The following is a 19,971-nucleotide window of genomic DNA, read 5'->3' as shown; positions in this document are numbered from 1 at the left end:
CAGCAGCCGTTGTTGTGCGGTCACATGCGGGCGCAGTCCCTCTGCGGGCATCATTTTTCCGCCTGTCACCCGACAGGATGCGTGGCACCGGCAGGTGCGGGGGCTGCGGGCGGGCGTGTCATGTGCGCAGGTTGTGCGGTATGGCGTCGAGCCGTTGCATCAATGCCTGCTCCAGACTGCCGTCCCCGCGGTCTGCATAGCGGTACCGTACGCGCATGTGCGGTTTGTCTATGTGTATGAGTCTGTCCAGCCTGATGGGGGTGCCGATGAGTACCAGATCGCATTCCGCGGCATTGATGGTGGCTTCCAGATCGGCCAGCTGCCAGCCGGAATATCCCATGGCGGGCAGTGCGGGGCCAAGATGCGGGTAAGTTGCGTAGGCATCGGCGATGGCGCCTCTTGCCACGGGACGCGCGTCTGCGATTTGCGCTGCCCCGAACTGCCGTGCGGCCACTGCGGCAGCTCCGAACGCCATTTCACCGTGGGTCAGTGTCGGACCGTCTTCCACCAGCAGAACCCGTTTTCCTGCAACGGCCCCGGGGGCATCAACGCTGACGACGGAGTCACATTCGATGATTTCCGCCGCATGGCACCCCTCATCGCGGCAATGAAGCAGGGCGTTGCGGACGGCCTGAACCTGTTCCGCCGTGGCGGTGTTGGACTTGTTTATCAACGCGATATCCGCCAGACGCATATTGACTTCACCCGGATGATAGCGGGTTTCGTGACCGGCACGCAGCGGGTCCAGCACGGTTATCTGCACGTCGGGGCGGAAAAATGCCGTGTCGTTGTTACCGCCGTCCCAGACAAGAATATCGGCCTCGGCCGCTGCCGCCTGCATGATGCGTTCATAGTCCACACCGGCGTAGACTGTGAGTCCGTGTTCCACAAGGTGTTCGTATTCTTCGCGTTCTTCAACGGTGCATTCGGCGCTGTCCATGTCTTCCAGCGAGGCGAAACGCTGCACGGCCTGACGGGCCAGATCGCCGTACGGCATGGGATGGCGCACCACGACGGGCTTCAGGCCGCGGCTGCGCAGGATATCACATACAGCCAGTGTAACAGGCGATTTGCCGGAGCCGGTGCGCACGGCGCACACCGCCACAACAGGCCAGTGCGCCGCTATCTGCGTGGCAGCCGGTGCCAGCAGCCGGAAGTCGGCTCCCAGCGCCAGTGCCAGCGATGCCCGGTGCATCACGGTTTCGTGCGAAACGTCACTGTAACTGAATATGACCTCGTCCACCTGTTCTTCGCGTATCAGGCGGGGCAGGTCTTCTTCGGGCAGCACGGGGATGCCCTGCGGATACAGCGGCCCTGCCAGCGCGGCAGGGTATATTCTGCCGTCGATGTCCGGAATCTGCGTGGCGGTGAAAGCCGCCACGCGTACGTCCGCATTGTTTCTGAACTGCACATTGAAATTGTGGAAGTCGCGCCCTGCGGCGCCCATGATAACAATGGTTCTGGCCATGCGGACCTCGCTGCCGGTGACAGGGTTATACGGTGTCCTGCGCGCGTATGGTGCCGTTTTCCACACTGAACAGAGCGCTTTGCGCCGCCTGTGCGCGCATCATTACGGCGGTTTGCGGATGACAGGTGAAAAAGAGCACCTGATTGTGTTGCGCCAGCTGCACAAAAGCGCGGGCGGTGCACGCGGCCCTGTGCGGATCAAAGTTTACCAGAATATCATCCATGATGACAGGCAGCGGTTCGCCGTGGGCCGCATGGCTGCTGATATACCCCAGCCGCAGCGCCAGATAGAGCTGTTCGGCCGTCCCCCTGCTGAGCTCTTCGGGCAGACGCACATCGCCGCCGGCGGTGACTGCCCGTATGCTGCTGTCTTCCAGCGAGGTCTGTATGTGCGTGTATGCGCCATCGGTGATGGTTTGCAGAAAGGCCGCGGCAGCTTTGACCACTTCCGGCTGGCGTTCCCGTTCAAAGGTGGCTTTGGCCTGTTCCACAAAGTGCCGCGCCAGTGCCAGCACGGCCCACTGCTGCGCATGTCTGCGCAGTTCTTCGGCCTTGCTTTCACGGGTGGTCAGCAGCGTTGCGGTGTGGTCGGATGTCTGCATGGTGCGCAGGGCGGCTCTGGCTTCGTGCAGGTCGGTATGCACCTGCTCCTGCTGTTCGCGCAGGGTGGCCAGTTCCTGTTCCAGCCGCTGGGCGCGGGCTTCCAGCGTGTCTCGGGTGACGGATGCAAAAAGAACCCGCAGCGCGTCGGCATCCGGAGAGGCAGAAGAAGCGCGGTCCGGGTCTGAATCCTGCTGCGCTGTCCGGACGGATGTATCCTGCTCCTGCGGGGAGTCCGCAGGGCTATGTTCTCCGGCGGTAGCGGCAGCCGTCTCCGCTGCGGCGGGGGCAGGCAGCAGGGCTGCCACGTCGGCGTGACGCACATCTGCTGTGGCCGCCTGCAGCTGCGCATTCAGATCGTTGATGGTGCGGCGCAGGCGTTCCTGTTCTTCAAATGTCTGTGCCCTGCTGCGGAATGTTTCTTCGTCACCGGCCTGTGCGGTATGCAGCAGCGCCGCCATGCGTTGCCGGGCTTCCTCCATCTGCAGGGCGGCGGTCTGTGCTTCCTGCTGCAGACCGGGCAGGGTGCGCTGCAGTTCCGACCGCCGTGCCGATGCGGCACGGGCCTGATCCAGCGCCGCGGCAAGCATGTTGATGGCCGCCGGAGCTTCGCCGCGGTGCCATGTGCGCGCCGTGGCCTGACATATTGTATCCAGCGCCTGATGTACGCTCTGTACCTGCTCTTCAAGATTTTGCCGTCTGCGGCGCAACGAGTCCTGTGTACGCAGCTGACGGGTGCATTCCGTTATGGTGTCCAGCGCTCTGCGGGCACCCGCGGGCATGATGGCCGTATCAAGCCCGCGTTCTTCCAGCCACGCTTTCCAGCCCGCGGTCACCTCCTGCAGCGCGGTGTACGCGGCTTCGTGCTGGCGGACGGCTTTGGCATGATTCTCTCCGGCTGCCGAGCTGCGAAGGGTGCGTTCTTGCAGCATGTGCCGTGCTTCGGCAGTGCGCCGCCGCAGCTCCTGCTGTCTGCTGTTTTCTTCTATCCAGCGGTCAATGCGCGTCATGGTGTCGGGCGCGCTGTGCAGCCCTGCCAGACCGTCAAGCCGGCCTGCCGCTTCAAGGTACTCCTCCAGATCGTGTGCTGTGCGTCCGGCTGTCTGCTCCAGTTCGTGCAGCCGCCCGGCAATGCCGCGGGCGGCATCCACTCTGCGGAAAAGATCGTCAGCGGCTTGCGGAAGCAGCGTTGAAGGCAGCTGATGTTCTTCCAGAAATCCGTGCCACGCGGCGATACTGCCGGTGCAGCGTTCCTGCGCCTGCGCCAGTGCTGTGTCTGCCTGCCGTGCCAGTGCCTCTGCCTCTTTCAGTTCCTGACGGGCGGTATCGGCTTCCCGCTGGCGGGCGGCACGTTCTTCCACCTGTGCGCGCAGCTGTTCCAGTCCGTTTTCCGCCTCGTCCAGAGTTTCCCTTGCGGTGTCGGGCAGATCAAGCTCTGCTGCCAGCGCCAGCACCTGACGGGCGATATCTGCGGCTTCCGCCTGTGCTTCTGCCAGACGGAGCGCCATGTCGGGGCTGCGGCGGCTGCGTCCTGAAATAAACAGGCAGCCTCCGCAGACAGCCAGCAGTGCGGAAAAAATGTACAGTATCGGGCCATCGGCAGCCGCAGGCAGAACAGACTGCAGCGCCTGCGGGGCCGTATGCCACAGCAGAGGCAGCGCCGCTGCCGCCGCCATGGCCAGCGCGCCGCTGCCCACGGGCACAGGGCGCAGGCCGGGCAGTGCCGCCTGTTTTTCTTCAAGCGTATCGCATCTCTGGGCCGCCAGTTCCTGCCTGTGCAGCGTATCACGCAGGCGGCGCAGCACTGAGCGGCGCGCGGCCAGTCCTTCCGCCGTGGCATGGGCGGGCAGTCTGTCCAGCACTTCCGTTTGTTCTTCATACCGCCGGCGCATGCGGGCGGCCTGTTTTGCTGCGTCTTCCTGCTGGCGGCGGGCCTGGTCCTGATCATTTTCGCTTTGCAGCACCTGTGCGGCCAGCGTGGCGGCGTGCTGCCGCGCCGGCAGCGACGTGTCAAACTGCTGCAGCTGGTCCGGTGTCCAGCGGGGGCTTATATCTGCCACGGCGGTCTGCAGACGCTTTGCTTCAGTACCGGCGGCTTCACGGGTCAGGGGCAGCTCGCGCAGCATGGCCTCCGCGCGGTCGCGGCCGGTTATCAGGCGTGATACGACTGCCTGCGGGGCTTCCGGAAGGGCCTGCGGCAACGCGGCAAGTGCCGCTGCGGCCTCCCGCTGCTGTCTGTCGGCGTCTTCCATGGCCTCGCGGGCGCGTTCGGCTTCGCGTTCTGCATCGCGCTGACGGTCGCGTGCGTCCGCCAGCGCGCTGTCAAAGCGGTCTATGCGTTCGCGCGTGAACAGGGAAAGGTCAAATGCCGCCACGCGCTCCGGTGTCCATGCCGGTCCCAGCGTGGCCAGCAGGCGTTCCAGTTCGTCAGCGCTGTCCTGTGTCTCTGCCCGCAGTGCGGCAAGGCCGCGCTCTGCTTCGATGTACGCTGTTTTCTTTTCAACAAGAGCCTGAATGCCCGATGCATTTTCCAGAATGGCAGTATCCGGTTCTGTCTCTGCGCAGGCTTCGTTTGCAAGCTGCAGCTGCCTGTCAGCGGTGCGTACCCGTTCCGTGCGTTCTTCCAGTTCCCTGATAAGAGCATCAAGCCGTGCCGTGCCGTCGGCGGGAAAGGTTTCAATGCGCGGCCCCGCTGCGGCAAGCAGCGCTTCTGCCTGCTGCAGCTGCGTCCAGTGTTCCCACAAAGCCAGTGTACGGCGGCACAAGTGCAGGTTTGCGCCGGTGTTTTCCGTCTGCGAACGCAGTGACTCCAGCTGCTGTTCCAGTTTTTCGGCATGTATCTGGGTTTCGTCGTAGCGGGCGGCCGCCGCCGAAAGGGTCCGCAGCTCGCCACGCACCTCTCCCAGCTCGCGCAGCAGCGTGTTGATGGCCGGCTTCTGTGCGCGCGGCTTGAACAGTTCATCCATGCCTCTGGCACATTCTTTCAGCACTTCGCCCACCGGCCGCGAACCGGCCCCGAAACTGGCGCTGTGCAGCACATGGCGCACTTTTTCACCGTCCAGCGAGGCAAGGTCCTGCAGTTCGGACAGGCTGAACCCGTACACCGTGCGGAACAGTTCGCGCGTCACGCCGCCCAGCAGTTTGTCCAGCAGGTCCGGCTGCAGCGTCTTGCCGTCTGCAGTGGTCAGCGTGACCGGCCCGCCGTGGGTTCCCGGGCGCCGCTGCAGGCGCAGTGTGCCCATGGTGCGGGTTTCCAGCAGCAGCCCGCCGCCGGGAGCACCTCCGCGCAGTGGCGGATAGGCAGGTTCGGCCTTGTTGTTTTTTACCGGATAGCCGAACAGCATGGTGCGGAAAAAACCCAGCGTGGTTGATTTGCCGGCTTCGTTGCTGCCCAGAAAAAGGTTTATGCCTTCTGACAGTCCGTCGGTCTGCTGTCCGGAAAAAATGCCGAAGCCGTCCATATGAAAAGATCTGATGCGCATCAGCGGGCCTCCAGCAGGTCAAGGCAGGTCATTTCCACGGAGTCGAGCAGGTCGTGCAGGGCGGCAGTATCCGGTTCATCCAGCAGCCGCTTTGCCTGCGGTGCGGCAAAAAGCGGCGCCAGCGGACCTGAAAGCAGCTCCTGTGCCACTGTGGCTGTACTGCCGTTTTCTGCGCTGCAATGTTCCAGCGCATCTCTGGCCTGCTGTACAAGGCGCAGCGTTTCGCCAAGCAGGTTGTCCCCGCTGCGCAGGGCTTCCATGTCCGCTTCGGGGCGGCAGCGCAGGTCGATATCTTTTATCCACACCGTGGGCGAGGCGTCGGCCCAGGCTGTACGCAGGCGCTCGGTCAGCTCTTCGTGGCCGCCGGCAGCCCGCAGCGGCTGGTTGAGAGGCCCGCGGCCTTCCAGCGTCAGGCGCAGCATCCATGCTTCCACCGGCAGCTCTGTGCTGCCGGACTCTTCGTCCTGCGGGGCTTTTTGCACGGCGGTGCAGCATGCCGCAATGCGCCGGTGTATTTCTTCTTCCAGTGCGTCCAGCGTTGCCGGTGTGTCTATGGATACGCTCAGCCGTTCCCATACCACCGGTCCCAGACGGTGAAACCGCAGGGAAAAACCGTCTTCGGGAGCATATGTCACTTCATAGCATCCCCTCGGGCCGGTTTCGTTGATGTGCAGTCCCTGAATATTGCCGGGATAGACACTGAGCGGAGTCTGCAGGACGGTCTGCCTTTCGTGCACATGCCCCAGTGCCCAGTAATCCATACCTGCCGCTTTAAGGTCTTCGGCGGTGCACGGGGCGTATCTGTCCGCCGCCGCCACCGACGCCACGGTGCAGTGCAGCAGCCCTATCTGCGGCAGATCCGCGCGGCTTGTGTCGCGCGTGAACCGTCTGGCCATATTGCTTCGCTCGTTGCGGGCGGCGTGGCTGATGCCGTGTATCAGGGCCACTTCTTTGCCGCTGCGCACAACGGGCACTGTTTCCACGTTGTCCGTGCCGAAAATGACCACGTTGGGCGGCCACTGCATGCGTGTGATGCGGCTGCCTGCAAAGTCGTGGTTGCCGTGCACGATAAACACCCCGATACCGGCAGCATGCAGTTTTTCGCAGGCGTCGCGCAGGGCGAACTGGGCCTTCAGGCTGCCTTCTTCGTGGTTGTATATGTCGCCTGCCACCAGCAGAAAATCGGCTCTGCGCGCGATGCACAGGCTGGTAAGGCGTTCAAGCGCCGTGAACGTGGCGGCATGCAGGGTTGTGGCCATATGCGGCGTGCCGGAAAGCCCTTTGAACGGTGTGTCCAGATGCAGGTCTGCAGCGTGAAAAAAGCGTAGTGAATTCATATGCTCGGCATGTTTTGCGGTTGAACGGGACGGCTGTTGAGGCCACCGGAAGGGTAGCATGTTACGCCGCGGAGGCAAACGGCCGGAAGGGTGGCCCTGCGGGCGGCACGCGCGGGGATGCCGGGGCGGGCAGCGTGTGAGGGTGCAGGCCTACTGGTACAGACCTGCTGTCAGCGAACGCCTGATGACATCCTGCACGCCGTTGACAATGGCCTGCCCTGTGGCTGCGTCCAGCTGAAAGACGTTGTTGCCGGCGGAAACGGAAACATTGACAAGCGAGGGGGTTACTTCGCGCAGTTCGATGATGACAGGGTATTTTCTGGTGGTGGCGAAAAACTTGTCGCCTTCGTCGGTGCGTTCGATGGAACTGACAGGTATGGCCATCTCATTGAGGGCCGCATGTGTGGCCCTGTACACGCACCAGTACGGGTAAGGATACGACTGGGAGACTTCTTCATCCATGGCGGAAACGGTGGTGGATACACCGGCGGCAGCCACACCCAGCGCGGCGACGACGCAGCCGGATTGCAAAGAAGCCAGTGCGCACAACATGATGCAGAGAAAAAATTGTTTCATACACTGTCAGCCGGGTGGGAGTGAAAAAAATGCAGCGGAGTTACAGCTGACAACTTTAGCGGCTGCACCGGCAGCGGTCAACACCAATGCGTGTATTCGCATGGAGAGCCTCGGGCGGTGTTCCGGAGGCGGGCAGCGCGTTCCGCTCTTTTGTGCCGGAAGAGCATCTGGTATGACGGTGGCATGAGTCAGTGGACACGGTGTATCATGCATATTGATATGGATGCCTTTTTCGCATCTGTCGAGCAGCTGGACAATGCTGCGCTGCGCGGCCGCCCTGTGGTTGTGGGCGGGGGCAAGCGCGGGGTTGTCGCCGCCGCCTCGTACGAAGCGCGGCGCTACGGCATCCGTTCGGCCATGCCTTCGGGGCAGGCGCGCAGGCTGTGTCCGCATGCGGTGTTTGTCAAAGGCCGTATGCACCGGTACAAAGAGATATCCGCACAGGTCATGCAGGTGCTGCATGAATTTTCGCCGCTGGTGGAGCAGGCCTCGGTGGATGAGGCGTATCTGGACGCCACCGGCAGCGCACGGTTGTTCGGTCCGCCGGAAGAAATGGCCCGGCGCATACGCGCTGCCGTGCGTGAGGCTGTTTCGCTTACCTGTTCGGTAGGGGTTGCGCCGGTCAAGTTTCTGGCAAAAATCGCTTCGGACGTGAACAAGCCGGACGGGCTGTTTGTGCTGCAACCTGATGAGGTTGCCGGTTTTCTGGCGGTGCTGCCTGTGGGCGACATTCCCGGTGTGGGGCGGCATTTTGCCGGTCAGTTGCAGGCGCTGGGGGTGCGTACTGCCGGTGACGTGCTGCGTTATCCCGAAACATTCTGGCAGCGCCGTTTCGGCAAGGGCGGGCTGGGGCTTTTTGCCAGGGCGCAGGGCATTGACCCCCGCGTGGTGGAACCGTACACGCAGGTCAAGTCGGAAAGTGCCGAAAACACCTTTGAGGAAGATACGGATGACCGGGAACTGCTGAAGACCTGGCTTTTGAAGCAGGCGGAACGGGTGGGGCGGAATCAGCGGCGCATGGGGCTTTCCGGCCGTACTGTGACGCTGAAAGTGAAGTTTGCCGACTTCAGAACGGTGACCCGCAGCAGAACGCTTGCCGCACCCACAAGCAGCACAAGGGTCATCTATGATACCGCCGCAGCGCTGCTGGACGAGATGGACCTGCCGCAGAAGGTCCGGCTTATCGGGGTGGGCCTGTCACATTACGCCGAAGGGCCGCAGCAGCTGGCATTGCCGCTGTGTTCTCCCGCCGCTGTGCGTGACGAAAAAAGCGAGCAGCTGGAAAAGACCATGGATGCCGTGCGCGACAGGTTCGGTTCCGCTGCCATCGTGCGGGGCAGATTGTTCGGCTTCGGCAAAGATTAGCCCGGCTACATGTCGGGACTGCGCGGGTGCGGTCTTTTTTCCGGTTTTCTTTTGTAGCAGTCCCGGGTTTTACACAGTGTCGGGTAGCCGCTTGTAATTTTTTTGTATGTGCCGTCCGAGACTATCTGCTGCAGGCCTTTGTTAAACGCGTTGCGCAGTGCCGCATCTGCGAACGCCACATGGTAGCGTGTTTCGGGAAATATTGTGTGAATGACGTAATCATCTGTCATTTCTGCCGGAATTTTATGTACAAAATGCCTGAAGATGCGTTCGTCCAGCACGATGACCCTGTCCTGTCGTGTGAAAAAGGCCAGTACCTGCCCCGCCTGATCGGGCGTTTCCATATATCGCGGCGACTGCCGCACCGCATTCAGATATTCCGACCCCAGAAGCCGGCTGGCATTCTGAAAAGCCTGAACAACGTATTTTTTCAGATCGGCCACAGCGCTGATGGTGCAGTTGTTCGCACGCAGCGACACTGCAATGTTGCGGTAGCTGATGTGGTTTGCCGACAGAAAGACGTTCTGCATGCCCGCCATGCGTGAAACCGGCGTGATGGCGTCCACCCTGCCTTCATGCAGCAGCTGCCCCATGCGCAGCTGCGATGCGTACAGCAGACGCACGTCCACGCCCTGCGTTTTCAGCGCGGCCCGCACGATGTCCACTTCAAGACCTGAACCGGATTCTTCCAGCACATAGGGCGGTGTGGCGCTGTTCACCGCCAGAGTGACCGTCCGTGGCAGCGGGAGCGCGGACTGCCCTGCCGCTGCCGCTGCGGCGGTACAGAAGCATATGGCGCAGAGCAGCAGAGCAACCCGTGCGGCGGCAGGCAGGAATGTCATGCCGCTTTCTGTATGAGAACTGTCATTTCGTTGCATAGGTCCGTATCGGGGTTGAATTCTGCCGTGTCTATGCTGCGGACGGGGCGCATGCCCATAAGGGCATTGAGTACATATGCATGCTGCATGCATCCCAGCCTGTCCGCAGTTATCTTTTCGTATGTTATGCCGAGCACGTCCTTTACAAGGGCTTCGGCCGTGCTGCTGAGTCTAAAGCGGGGAAAGGGCGCTGTAAACCGTGAGCCGTTATAGAATATCAGCGCTGCGGTGGTGGTTTCCAGAATGGCTCCGTCGGGAAGATGCAGTACAGCGTCATCGTATCCGGCCGCCTGCGCATGCGTGCGTTCCATCAAATGCCCCATGTGGGCGGTTGTTTTGTGCTCATGCCACCACGACTGCACACCGTGCAGCGCCCGGCACAGCCGGAAAGCCTTGTCTGCAGAGGGGGGCGTATAGGGTGCGGCCGTCACTGCGGGCACAAGCGGAGGACACAGACCGGAAGCATCTGCTGCCGGCGCGCTTTCCAGCGTGTAGAAAAGGTTGATGCGCGCCATGCTGCCGCACAGTCCCAGATGGTCGAGCAGCATCTGCGCCGCGGCGTGCAGGTCCACGGGCAGCAGGTGCAGGCCGCATGCGCGGGCGGAGCGTGTGATGCGCTCCATGTGGGCGTCGGCATTGACCAGCCTGCAGCCGTTGTACAGCAGGGTTTCGTAAAAACCTGTTCCCGAACGGAATGAAGGGGCGGTCACATGTTGCGGCAGCGGGCCGCAATGCAACGCATTGTTGCGTACATAGGTCACGGGCAGAGCGCCTCCTGAAATTTCCGGGCTTTGGCCATGGTTTCGGCGTATTCGTTTTCCGGTACGGAATCTGTCACCAGACCGCTGCCGGCAAACCATGAAAACACGCCGGTACGGGCGTCGTGCCAGCCTGTCCGTATGGCGACGGATGCGTCCAGATGGTCAGGGCCGTTGAAGCAGAAAATACTGCCGCAGTACAGGTCGCGGCTGTGCGGTTCCAGCCTGTCGATTATCTGCATGGTGCGCAGCTTGGGACAGCCGGTGACGGAACCGCCCGGAAATGCGTCCAGCAGCAGGTCCAGCGGGGTGCTGTCCGGGCGCAGTATGCCGTGCACGTTGCTGTACATCTGAATGAGCCTGTCCACGACAAAGGTGCTGCAGTGGTCTCTCACCCGCACGGAGCCGAACCGGCAGCGGGTGGAGATGTCGTTGCGCAGCAGATCGACGATCATGGACAGTTCGGCGCGTTCTTTGGGTGACGAGGTCAGTGTGTGCACCAGTTGCGGCTGCCATGTGTCAAAGGCGAGCGTGCCCTTGATGGGCTGGGTTAGCACCGTGCCCCGGCTGATGCGCAGATACCGCTCCGGCGAGGTGGACACAATGGTCAGGGGCCCGTCGTGCAGCAGTGCGTAAAACGGTGCCGGACGGTTGAGCCACAGGTGCAGGAACAGTGCGGTGGTATCCGGCGGGGTTGCCAGCGGCAGGTCGAATCTGATGGACAGGTTCAGCTGATATGTGTCGCCTGCCGCGATGTGCCGCTGTGTCTGCCTTACGCCCTCCTGATATTCTTCCCTCGTGAGGGACTGGCGCAGCGGTCCGGCTGCGGTTACGGGGGTGTGGGGGCGCGGCGGTTCGGGACTGCCTGCCTGCAGCAGCCGGCACAGGCTGTCCACCAGACCGCTGTCGGCGTGTCTGTCGGCCAGCAGGCGCAGCCTGCCGGTGCGGGTGCAGCCGGTAACGACGCACTGGTAGCGGCGCAGCAGCCCGGCGGGAAAAGAGTGCTCCCGCGCCGCAATGTCGTACTGTTCCATGCCGTAGGTATATGAAAGATATCCGATGACGGGCGTATGCCGGTTGCTGCAGAAGCGCTGCATGTGTTCCCGCGGCGTGGCTGCGGTGATGTGCAGCGATTCCACAGGCTCGATGCCCGCCATGAATTCCGATTCGTGCATGGGGTGCAGGGGGACGTCCTGCCGTGGCGCGGGGGAGCCTGCGCAGACGTCTGCACAGGATTCTGCGCGGGCCGGAGGTGCCGAAAGAAGCATGTCGGCATGATGCCTCCGGGCCAGAAAATCCAGCAGCGGAGGAATGCACCGCGGATCACAGGATATGCAGAGAACGCAGCGCATGGCGGATGCACCAGACTCCTTCGGCTGTCAGAAACGATTCGGGGTGGAACTGATACCCGTACAGGGGCAGGGAATTATGCCGCAGCGCCATGACAAGCCCCTGAGGCGTACGCCCCGTGACCTGCAGTCCCGTTCCGGTTGTGGCGCAGTGCAGTGAGTGATAGCGCCCCACGGTCAGGGTCTTGTCCGCATCGGTCATCACAACGGTGTCGGATTTTCCGTGCACGCACCCTGCCAGCGCTTTCACCGTGCCGCCGAAGTGGCAGTTGATAATCTGCATGCCCAGACATATGCCCAGTACCGGCCTGCCGCTTTGCAGCACCGGCCCGTAGCACGGGTATTCATCGGGATGCCCCGGACCGGGAGATATGACCACAAGGTCCTGCTCTGCTGCGGGGGCACGGGCAGCCAGCGCCGTATGGTTGACCACCTGCGGGGTGCTGCCTGTGGCGGCGTGCAGCAGGTGCGCCAGATTCATGGTGAAGCTGTCGTCGTTGTCGGAAAGCAGTATGCGGAGCATGTTGTTTTTCAGCGCTCGATCCAGATGAAGGCTGCCTGCCTGCCCGAAGCCTTGGCGCGGCGGTATGAAAAGAACATGTCGGGCAGCGACCACGTGCACAGGTCCAGACTGAATATCTGTTCACGGGGCAGGCCGGCTTCATGCAGCTGGTGGCGTGTGAGCGACCACAGATCCATGGTCATATGCTCTTTATGAAACCAGTGCTGCCATGCGGGGCCCCATTCCGTGTCAAAGTTGACAAACTGTGCTGCTGCAGGGCCCAGACTCGGCCCGCGCACGGCCATGACATCGGCCGGGGATATGCCGTATCTGCTGCAGAACCGCGCGACGGCGGAGCCGATGAAGCCTGCGCGGTTGCCGCGCCATCCTGCATGCAGGGCGGCGATGTACCGGCCCGACGTGTGCGCCAGCAGTATGGGCTGGCAGTCTGCTGTCTTGATGATGAGGGCGTCTCCGGGCCGGTCGGTCGTGTGTCCGTCCGCTTCTGTCCGGGGGCGTTCGTCCACGGCGGTCACGGGGCGTGAATCCGTCACCAGCACGTCGCCGTGCACCTGCCGCAGCTCCACCCAGCGGTCAAAACCAAGCTGCCTGTGCAGCATCCGGCGGTTGGCGGTGACATGTTCCGCGTTGTCGCCCACGTCATATGATATGTTTCCCCCGCAGTATTCCGGCCCTGCGGCGTCTTTGTCCGTGCCGCCCTGACGGGTCTGAAAGGCGCAGCGCACGGCCGGTATGCCGGGAAAGCGGAACGGGATAACATTTACAGCCATAAGAGGCCCTCCTCGGTGCATAATGCGTTCACGGGCCTGTCCCACGGGTCGCTGGGCAGTGAATCCGTGATCTGAAACGGATAGGCAAGCCCCACCAGCACTGCGGACTGCATGGCAGGCAGCGCCAGAAACCGGTCGTAATAGCCCGCGCCGAAGCCGAGCCTGTTGCCTGCACGGTCAAAACCCACTCCGGGGATGACGGCCACCTGCGGGGCAAAGGAGGGGCCGGTCACATCCACAGCCGGACAGGTGGCGGGGTCCGGTTCGGCAATGCCGTACTGTCCGGTGACAAGGTCGGCCGCACAGGCGCACGGGGCCAGACACATTTCGCCGGGGCAGTCCGGTATGCAGCGCGGCAGCAGTACGCTTTTGCCCTGTTGCCATGCGTCGTGCAGCAGCAGGTCCGTGGCTGTTTCGTTGCGGACGGGCATATACAGCAGTACCTGTTTTGCCGACTGCCATACGGGGTGCCGCAGCAGGTGGCGTTGTGCCGCGGCTGCAGACTGTGCGGCCTGTTGCGGCTCCAATGCGTCGCGCCGGGCGCGCAGCAGACGGCGCAGCGCTGTTTTGTCGCAGGGGGGGCACCCGCTGCCGGTGTGTGTCTGGTGCTTGGTCATTACGGTAATCTTGTATAAACTGAGTGTGTACGGGCGGGCATTGTCAATGCGCCCGTCCGGTGAGGCGAACTTTAGCAGGGAACAGGATGCCATGCAAAGCAATGACGTATACTGGATAGGCATAGGCGACGTGCACGAAAGCACGGCCCGGCTGGCCGATGTGGCCGGCATCGGCGGTGCTCAGGGAGTGATCATCAGCGGCGACCTGACGCTGGCAGACGGTACCGCCGTGGCCCGTCGCGTGGTGGAGGCCGTACGGGCCAGCAATCCCGCGGTGCTTGCCCAGATAGGCAACATGGACCGTCAGGAAGTGGACGACTGGCTGAGCAGCGAAGGCATAAACCTGCATGCCCGCGGCCGGGAACTGGCTCCCGGAGTGGGGGTCATGGGGGTGGGCTGTTCCACGTTCACCCCGTTCGGCACACCCAGCGAGTATTCTGACGAACAGCTCGGCCTGTGGCTGGAAGAAGCATGGGAGCAGGTGAAACATCTCAGGCATCTGTTGCTGGTGGTGCACAACCCGCCAGCGGATACCGTGTGTGACCGCCTGCCCAACGGAACTCATGTGGGCAGCGCCGCCGTGCGGGCTTTTATCGAGCGTGTGCAGCCCGATGTGTGCCTGACGGGGCATATTCATGAAGCCATGGGGACTGACCGCATAGGCCGCACGGTTGTGGTTAACCCCGGGGCGTTCTCTACCGGCGGGTATGCCGTTATCCGCATGAATTCCGGCGGGTTGACGGCTGAACTTGTGCGGTTCTGACCGCAGTGTGTAAAATTTTTTTAAAATTATGTTGACAGGCAGGGGGGCTAAGAGTATTTCTTACGTCCCTTGACTGAGACGCCTTCAGGGCGCTTCGGAAAAGGTCAATACCTGAGAGTGACGCGGGGTGGAGCAGCTCGGTAGCTCGTCGGGCTCATAACCCGAAGGTCGTAGGTTCAAATCCTGCCCCCGCTACCAAATTCCGGCCCCCTGCATAAGCAGGGGGCCGCGTTTTTTTATGGCAGTCTGTCACTGCCGCAAGTGATTCTGGAGGATCTATGGCCAAAGAAGAAGCCATTACAGTTACCGGTGTCGTGCAGGAAGCGCTGCCCAACGCCATGTTCCGTGTGGAACTGGAAAACGGGCACGAAGTTCTTGCGCATATTTCCGGCAAGATGCGCAAATTCCATATCCGTGTTCTTCCCGGAGACAAGGTGAGCGTTGAATTGTCTCCTTACGACCTGACCCGCGGGCGCATCACCTTCCGTCCCCGGTAGCGCCGGCGCGGCGCAGTGCCGGATGGTTCCGGTGCATCGGCAAGGCCCGTTCTGCCATGGCAGAACGGGCCTTGCTGCGTCGTACGGGGAGCGGATGCGTTGTGATATATGCAGCGGCGGGGTGTCAGGCGACGTTCTGCAGCCTGTACATGTTCCATTGCTTCAGAAAGGCCGCCTCAAATGATCTGCTCTGGGCATAGGCCCGCGCTTCGCGGCTCATGCGTGTCCGCATGGCGCTGTCGGCGCACAGGGCGTGCATGGCTGCGGCCAGAGCCTGTGCATCTCCTTCGGGCACCATGAGTCCTGTTTCGTCGGGCAGCATGTTTTCCGCGGGACCGCCCTTGTCCGTGACGATGACGGGCAGGGCCGAAGCCTGTGCTTCCAGCACCACATTGCCGAAGGTGTCGGTGCCCGAAGGAAAGACAAACACATCGGCCGAGGCGTAGGCCGCGCTCAGGTCGCCGTCTGTCAGGTAGCCGGTGAAGAGTACCGGCAGCCCTGACAACTGTGCTTTCATGGCATCTGTCCACGGGCCGTCGCCCACCACTGCCAGCTCAACGTCGGAGCGCCTGCGCAGCAGCTGCGTAAATGCGTTTGCAAGCACATGCATGTTCTTTTCACGCGATATGCGCCCCACATACAGCAGGCGGGTTTTTCCGGCATGGGCGCCGTACCGGCCGTAAAAGCCGTTGCGGTGGGCCGGGCTGAATTTTTCCGTATCGATGCCGCGTGGATAAAAGACCACCCGCGAGGGGTGTATGCCGCGTGCCACCAGTTCTTCACCCGTGGCGTGCGACGGCACGTAAACACGGTCCATCTGATTGTAATACCATACCATATACCGCCACATGGCATCCTCAAGCCCTGCATCTTCCGTGAGCATGCTGACATATTGGGGAAACGCCGTGTGGTAGGTGGCGTGCACGGGCAGTTTGAGTATGCGTGCCACGGCCAGCGCCACAAGCCCGATGGGGCCGGGGGTGGCCGAGTGGATGTGTGTGAAGTTCTGCGTGTAGCAGTGGTGTATCATGCGCAGTACCGGCGGGTAAAAAAGGGTCAGCTCGGGATATTCCGGCATGGTGCATGAACCGACGGGGGTGAAGTTCACCACGCCGGGACGGCGGGCCGCCTCGCCTTCACTGGGACCGCAGGTGATGACCTTGAGCTGCTTGTTGTTTTTAAAGGCCATGTCCAGCTGCATCTGCAGAGTCAGCGCCACGCCGTTCACATCATAGAATGTATCGGTGAAATGCCCCACATGCAGCCGTGCGGCATGGTCCGTCTGTCCGGTAAAGGCGTCGCGGCAGGTGCGGCAGAATTCCCTGTCTCTGGTGAACAGGGTGTATGCCACGAAATAGGGGGCCAGCATGGCGTACAGCGAGCCTGCCGAACCCATGGCGTTGAACACGCTGAACAGGTCGGCGCCCTTGACGTTGTCCAGCAGGCTTGTGCCGAACTGGGTCATGACCTTTTCCGTGGCGCGGTTGACAAAGCGGAACCATGTATCCTCGCCGGCGGGGTCGTTTTTTGTCTGGGCGGCGGCTATTTCACGCAGTTCCGTATCGTTCCAGATAATGTCTTCGGCTTCCTTCTGCAGCAGTCCCTGCACGGAACGCGGCGGGCCGGAAAAAAAATGCGCGGGCCGGCGGTAGCCTATGAGCCCGTGCAGTTTTGCCATAAAGCCGCTTTCCGGCTCGGGCGAAGAGCACAGCGACCGGTCGACAAAACGCAGCAGCAGGTCGCGGTGCACGTGGGCGCCCAGACCGAACTTCTGTTTATAAAACTGGTAGGCGATGGAGTACAGATTGTGCGCCATGGTTTCGGGGGTGGCGTCGCGCCCTGCCGGGTGTGACCGGCCGTCCATGATGCCGCGCAGAAAGTCCTGCACCCTGCCGGAACCGCTGCCTGTTACAGGCCCCACCACGGTATGGCTGCGGGCAATGTTCAAGGACGAGTGGTCGTCCGAACCCGCGGTGAGCGTTTTTTCCCAGGGTCTGTCCATGCGCGGGGTCATACCGTGTTTGTCCGCCAGACGGGTTACCGCGGCTTCGTCCAGACTTTGCAGCATCTGGCGCAGCAGGGCATTCTGGTAGGCATCGCGCGAACCGTTCAGCTCGAAGGCCCTGAACAGCAGCACCATGCGTTCCATATGATCCACCGTAAGCTTGTCGTTAAGTGAATACATGGGATGGGCAATGGCATGGGCGATATCCTGCTGTATCAGATAGTCCACAAGGTCGTAGACATTTTCGCGCAGTCTGGTGATGTCATCGTGGTGGGCTTCGGTGATGTTCCATGCAAGCACATGCAGCTTGCAGCGGTCTTCGGGAAAATAGGCCGTTATTTCTTCACTGACAAAGGTGTGGGGCAGGTGAGCTATTTCAAGGCTTCCGGCGATGGTGTTGTGATCGGTTATGGTGACAAGATCCATGCCCCGTTTCAGAGCCGTGCGGTAGAGAGCCTGCGGGTCGGTATAGCTTTCGGCGCAGCCGAGTTTCTGCAGAATCCATTGTGACGGCCGGGTGGAATGGCGAGAGTGGACATGCAGATCGGCCTTCAGGACATTGGTGTCCATGGGTGCCTCCCGGGGCGGTGCCCCATGCCGTGGCGGCATTTTGTTTTCGGCAGATGCTGCACGTCGTACGTTGCATGCGCGTGGCGGAGGCGTGGACTTTGGTTGTCTGTTTGATGGCGGAAGTATGACCGCGGCGGCGGGTATGGCTTTGCCGGATTCCGCGGCGGTGCCCGAGCCTGATGAAGGGGCTGAGGCAGGGTGCGGCTGACCGGCGGGTATGGCGGGGTTCAGGATGCCAGCAGGAAGTCTGTGCCGTTGCGGCGGCCCGTGCTTTCCAGAAAGGGCACCAGCTCTTCCGCGGCGCCGTGTCCGGCGAGATAGGCAAGGCTGAACCCTCTGCCGGCTTCCGGCAGGGCGTCTCTGCCGTGCACGCGGGCACCGTCCACCACATTGCCGATTTTGCGCGGGTCCACATCAATCCAGCGGTCGATGACAATGCCGTGTTCGCGCAGCAGGGCTGCCCTGCGACGGCTTGTCCTGCCGGCGCCGATGACGGTCACATGCGGGTGGTGCGGATTGCGGGCCGCCAGCCAGCGGGCGAGATACCGTGTTTTCAACCGGTAGAAGTTGTCGGTGCCGTAGTTGCCGTGGGTGCGCGAAAGCCGGGTGGGCGGGTCGTACCAGTCCAGCAGGGTCTGGGGCAGTTTGGCCATGCGTACGCCGCATTCAAGCCAGCGCAGCCATAGCTCGTAGTCTTCTGGAAAAGGGCCGTCCGCATAGGCGCCGTGGGCATGCACCGTTGACGCGCGGAACATGACGGAAGGATGGGCGAAGGGCGACTCGCGGAAGCGCCCCAGCGCGATGTCCTGCGGCGAGAGCAGGGTATTTGTCCAGTCTACATAGCGGGCATACCCGCCGCAGGCTGCACGGTCGCCCGCAAAGCGGACGCGGCAGGCCACAAGGCCTGTTTCCGGATGCCTGTCCAGATGCGCCGCCTGCAGTGCCAGCCTGTGGGGGTGGCAGATGTCGTCCGCGTCCATGCGGGCGATGTACCTGCCGCGCGCTGCGGCAAGTCCGGCGTTGAGGGCGGACACAATGCCGCCATGGCTCACATGCAGTACCCGCATGCGCTGATCCTGCGCGGCCAGACGGTGCAGAACCCCGGCCGTGCCGTCTGTGGAACCGTCATCCACGGCCAGCAGCTCAAAGCTGTGAAACTGCTGGCACAGCACGCTGTGCACCGCTGCTTCCAGAGCGCTGGCGCCCTGACGCAGCAGGCCCGCCGCATTGTATACGGGCATGAGAACGGTGACCGCCGGCGGGGGGTCTGAAAACATGGTGTGTGCTCTTTTTCTGCCGGATTGCGTGGCCGGCTGTGTTGTCCGGGGTGTCTGCCGGTTGCCGCATATATATGCCGCGGACCGCCGGATGCGGCCCGCGGCAGGGGTGTTTTTCTGCGCGTCGGTGTAACCGGTCTGCTGCGTTCAGGCCGGAATATCAGCCGTCGTCGCGGCTGACAGCCTCTCTGATGCGGCATACGCCGCAGACCTCTGCCGAGGTCGGGTAGCCGCAGCGCTCGCAGGGTTGCAGCTGGTCGCCGTGGGTCTGCTCATGACGGGCAAAGATTTCTTTGCCGCGCTCAAGAAAGCCCAGATAAAAATCCAGCTTGCGGCCGGGCATCTGGTCTTCCAGATCGGCCCACAGTTTTTTGTACTGGGTAAAGCTGGCCCCCTGCGAATAAGGGCAGGGCGCATAGTGGTATTCGATGCCCTGCAGAAAGCTGTAGTTTGCGGTTTCAAATTCCGAAAGGCGGTACAGGGGCTTTATTTTGCGTGCGAAACCGCCTTCGGCGGGCAGGGCGGGGCCCTGATCGCTCAGGTAGGCAATATCCCAGCGCAGCGTGTTGGAAAACAGCCGGGCGATTTCGTCATCCAGATTATGGCCGGTGGCCAGAACCGTGTACCCTTCGTCCAGCGCGGTCTTGTTGAAAAAATACCGTTTTATCTTGCCGCAGGCGGAACATACCGGCCGGTTGAGGCGTGCCTTGACCAGCGGTATGGCCAGACCTTCTTCGGCCATTTCCTTGACTATCAGCTTGAAGCCGTGCTTGTGGCAGAACCGTTCCACCACACCGCGCGCCACCGGTGACGAACCGGGAATGGCAAGGTCGATATGCAGACCTGTCACATTGTAGCCCAGCTTGCTGAGCACAAGCATGAGCGCCAGAGAATCTTTACCGCCGGAAAGCGCCACGAGAACGCGGTCTTCAAAAGTGAGCAGCTTTTGCCTGCGGATGCCTTTTTCCACCTGCCGCGTAAAGAAAAGATCGTAGCATTCTTCGCAGAAGCCGGCATGGTGGCTGGGCAAAGCCACAGCTGCCGTGGCTTTGCAGCGTTTGCATTTCATGGATGTTGTTCCTGTTGTTGGAGTTGGAGCGGCCCCCGATGTGAAGGGATGCCGTGGCAGCGCGTGCG

Annotated in this window: 16 protein-coding genes and 1 tRNA gene; 4 read left to right on the top strand and 13 right to left on the bottom strand. The window is 62.1% G+C overall.

Features of this window, described 5'->3' with window-relative positions; translation table 11 throughout:
* Positions 1-118: 118 nt before the first annotated feature.
* The 4 genes from H586_RS0116825 to H586_RS0116810 form a co-directional block, all read right to left on the bottom strand.
* Complete coding sequence (locus H586_RS0116825) at positions 119-1,468, bottom strand: cyclic 2,3-diphosphoglycerate synthase (protein WP_027182601.1); 1,350 nt, start codon at positions 1,466-1,468, stop codon at positions 119-121.
* Positions 1,469-1,493: 25 nt separating this feature from the next.
* The gene (locus tag H586_RS0116820) at positions 1,494-5,549 is read right to left on the bottom strand and encodes an AAA family ATPase (RefSeq protein WP_027182600.1); all 4,056 of its coding nucleotides are present in this window, start codon (positions 5,547-5,549) and stop codon (positions 1,494-1,496) included.
* Positions 5,549-6,886 (bottom strand): metallophosphoesterase family protein, encoded by a 1,338-nt coding sequence (locus H586_RS0116815; protein WP_027182599.1) that lies wholly within the window; start codon positions 6,884-6,886, stop codon positions 5,549-5,551. The genes H586_RS0116820 and H586_RS0116815 overlap by 1 nt, the downstream gene beginning before the upstream one ends.
* 150 nt (positions 6,887-7,036) lie before the next feature.
* Positions 7,037-7,462 (bottom strand): DUF3568 family protein, encoded by a 426-nt coding sequence (locus H586_RS0116810; protein WP_011369296.1) that lies wholly within the window; start codon positions 7,460-7,462, stop codon positions 7,037-7,039.
* Positions 7,463-7,645: 183 nt separating this feature from the next.
* Between H586_RS0116810 and H586_RS0116805 the strand changes: the two genes are divergently transcribed.
* Entirely contained in the window at positions 7,646-8,827 is a 1,182-nt protein-coding gene (locus tag H586_RS0116805; RefSeq protein WP_267878777.1) for a DNA polymerase IV, read from the top strand.
* Between the two features lie 5 nt (positions 8,828-8,832).
* Here H586_RS0116805 and H586_RS0116800 read toward each other — a convergent pair whose 3' ends face one another.
* From H586_RS0116800 to H586_RS0116775, 6 genes are read right to left on the bottom strand one after another with little or no spacing between them, the layout of a single operon-like run.
* On the bottom strand, positions 8,833-9,669 hold the full coding sequence (locus tag H586_RS0116800) for a substrate-binding periplasmic protein (RefSeq protein WP_027182597.1): 837 nt from the start codon (positions 9,667-9,669) through the stop codon (positions 8,833-8,835).
* Positions 9,666-10,466: an aminotransferase class IV gene (locus H586_RS0116795; RefSeq protein WP_051364086.1), complete on the bottom strand. Its 801-nt coding sequence runs from the start codon at positions 10,464-10,466 to the stop codon at positions 9,666-9,668. Before H586_RS0116795 ends, H586_RS0116800 begins: the two co-directional genes overlap by 4 nt.
* Entirely contained in the window at positions 10,463-11,731 is a 1,269-nt protein-coding gene (locus H586_RS19680) for a chorismate-binding protein (protein WP_162147983.1), read from the bottom strand. Before H586_RS19680 ends, H586_RS0116795 begins: the two co-directional genes overlap by 4 nt.
* A 55-nt stretch (positions 11,732-11,786) precedes the next feature.
* A complete protein-coding gene (locus H586_RS0116785) occupies positions 11,787-12,335 on the bottom strand; it encodes an aminodeoxychorismate/anthranilate synthase component II (RefSeq protein ID WP_027182595.1) in 549 nt (182 codons plus the stop codon).
* 8 nt (positions 12,336-12,343) lie between these two features.
* Positions 12,344-13,105, bottom strand: coding sequence for a purine nucleoside phosphorylase YfiH/LACC1 family protein (locus H586_RS0116780; RefSeq protein ID WP_011369290.1), 762 nt, complete (start codon positions 13,103-13,105; stop codon positions 12,344-12,346).
* Positions 13,096-13,722: a 5-formyltetrahydrofolate cyclo-ligase gene (locus H586_RS0116775; protein WP_011369289.1), complete on the bottom strand. Its 627-nt coding sequence runs from the start codon at positions 13,720-13,722 to the stop codon at positions 13,096-13,098. The genes H586_RS0116780 and H586_RS0116775 overlap by 10 nt, the downstream gene beginning before the upstream one ends.
* Before the next feature lie 91 nt (positions 13,723-13,813).
* Between H586_RS0116775 and H586_RS0116770 the strand changes: the two genes are divergently transcribed.
* From H586_RS0116770 to infA, 3 genes are all read left to right on the top strand, one after another.
* Complete coding sequence (locus tag H586_RS0116770) at positions 13,814-14,485, top strand: metallophosphoesterase (RefSeq protein WP_027182594.1); 672 nt, start codon at positions 13,814-13,816, stop codon at positions 14,483-14,485.
* Between the two features lie 121 nt (positions 14,486-14,606).
* Positions 14,607-14,683: transfer RNA gene (locus H586_RS0116765), tRNA-Met, on the top strand.
* Between the two features lie 80 nt (positions 14,684-14,763).
* A complete protein-coding gene (gene infA, locus H586_RS0116760) occupies positions 14,764-14,982 on the top strand; it encodes a translation initiation factor IF-1 (protein ID WP_011369287.1) in 219 nt (72 codons plus the stop codon).
* 124 nt (positions 14,983-15,106) lie between these two features.
* Here infA and H586_RS0116755 read toward each other — a convergent pair whose 3' ends face one another.
* From H586_RS0116755 to H586_RS0116740, 3 genes are all read right to left on the bottom strand, one after another.
* Positions 15,107-17,557, bottom strand: coding sequence for a glycosyltransferase (locus H586_RS0116755; protein WP_027182593.1), 2,451 nt, complete (start codon positions 17,555-17,557; stop codon positions 15,107-15,109).
* Between the two features lie 227 nt (positions 17,558-17,784).
* Positions 17,785-18,834 carry a glycosyltransferase gene (locus H586_RS0116750; RefSeq protein ID WP_027182592.1) on the bottom strand — a complete coding sequence of 350 codons (1,050 nt, stop codon included), beginning with the start codon at positions 18,832-18,834 and terminating at the stop codon, positions 17,785-17,787.
* Positions 18,835-18,994: 160 nt separating this feature from the next.
* Positions 18,995-19,903, bottom strand: coding sequence for a TIGR00269 family protein (locus tag H586_RS0116740; RefSeq protein WP_011369284.1), 909 nt, complete (start codon positions 19,901-19,903; stop codon positions 18,995-18,997).
* Positions 19,904-19,971 lie beyond the last annotated feature (68 nt).

The sequence above is a fragment of the Oleidesulfovibrio alaskensis DSM 16109 genome, from assembly GCF_000482745.1.
Lineage (GTDB): Bacteria > Desulfobacterota > Desulfovibrionia > Desulfovibrionales > Desulfovibrionaceae > Oleidesulfovibrio > Oleidesulfovibrio alaskensis.
The sequence above is the reverse complement of the archived record's forward strand: the minus strand, read 5'-3'. Positions and strand labels throughout refer to the sequence as shown.

Excerpts from the sequence above, each read along its gene's own strand:
- infA (WP_011369287.1), top strand. The coding sequence starts at position 14,764 with ATGGCCAAAGAAGAAGCCATTACAGTTACCGGTGTCGTGCAGGAAGCG.
- H586_RS0116780 (WP_011369290.1), bottom strand. The coding sequence starts at position 13,105 with ATGGCTGTAAATGTTATCCCGTTCCGCTTTCCCGGCATACCGGCCGTG.
- H586_RS0116810 (WP_011369296.1), bottom strand. The coding sequence starts at position 7,462 with ATGAAACAATTTTTTCTCTGCATCATGTTGTGCGCACTGGCTTCTTTG.
- H586_RS0116750 (WP_027182592.1), bottom strand. The coding sequence starts at position 18,834 with ATGTTTTCAGACCCCCCGCCGGCGGTCACCGTTCTCATGCCCGTATAC.
- H586_RS0116770 (WP_027182594.1), top strand. The coding sequence starts at position 13,814 with ATGCAAAGCAATGACGTATACTGGATAGGCATAGGCGACGTGCACGAA.
- H586_RS0116815 (WP_027182599.1), bottom strand. The coding sequence starts at position 6,886 with ATGAATTCACTACGCTTTTTTCACGCTGCAGACCTGCATCTGGACACA.
- H586_RS0116805 (WP_267878777.1), top strand. The coding sequence starts at position 7,646 with ATGAGTCAGTGGACACGGTGTATCATGCATATTGATATGGATGCCTTT.
- H586_RS0116825 (WP_027182601.1), bottom strand. The coding sequence starts at position 1,468 with ATGGCCAGAACCATTGTTATCATGGGCGCCGCAGGGCGCGACTTCCAC.
- H586_RS0116820 (WP_027182600.1), bottom strand. The coding sequence starts at position 5,549 with ATGCGCATCAGATCTTTTCATATGGACGGCTTCGGCATTTTTTCCGGA.
- H586_RS19680 (WP_162147983.1), bottom strand. The coding sequence starts at position 11,731 with ATGCTTCTTTCGGCACCTCCGGCCCGCGCAGAATCCTGTGCAGACGTC.
- H586_RS0116800 (WP_027182597.1), bottom strand. The coding sequence starts at position 9,669 with ATGACATTCCTGCCTGCCGCCGCACGGGTTGCTCTGCTGCTCTGCGCC.
- H586_RS0116775 (WP_011369289.1), bottom strand. The coding sequence starts at position 13,722 with ATGACCAAGCACCAGACACACACCGGCAGCGGGTGCCCCCCCTGCGAC.
- H586_RS0116755 (WP_027182593.1), bottom strand. The coding sequence starts at position 17,557 with ATGGACACCAATGTCCTGAAGGCCGATCTGCATGTCCACTCTCGCCAT.
- H586_RS0116785 (WP_027182595.1), bottom strand. The coding sequence starts at position 12,335 with ATGCTCCGCATACTGCTTTCCGACAACGACGACAGCTTCACCATGAAT.
- H586_RS0116740 (WP_011369284.1), bottom strand. The coding sequence starts at position 19,903 with ATGAAATGCAAACGCTGCAAAGCCACGGCAGCTGTGGCTTTGCCCAGC.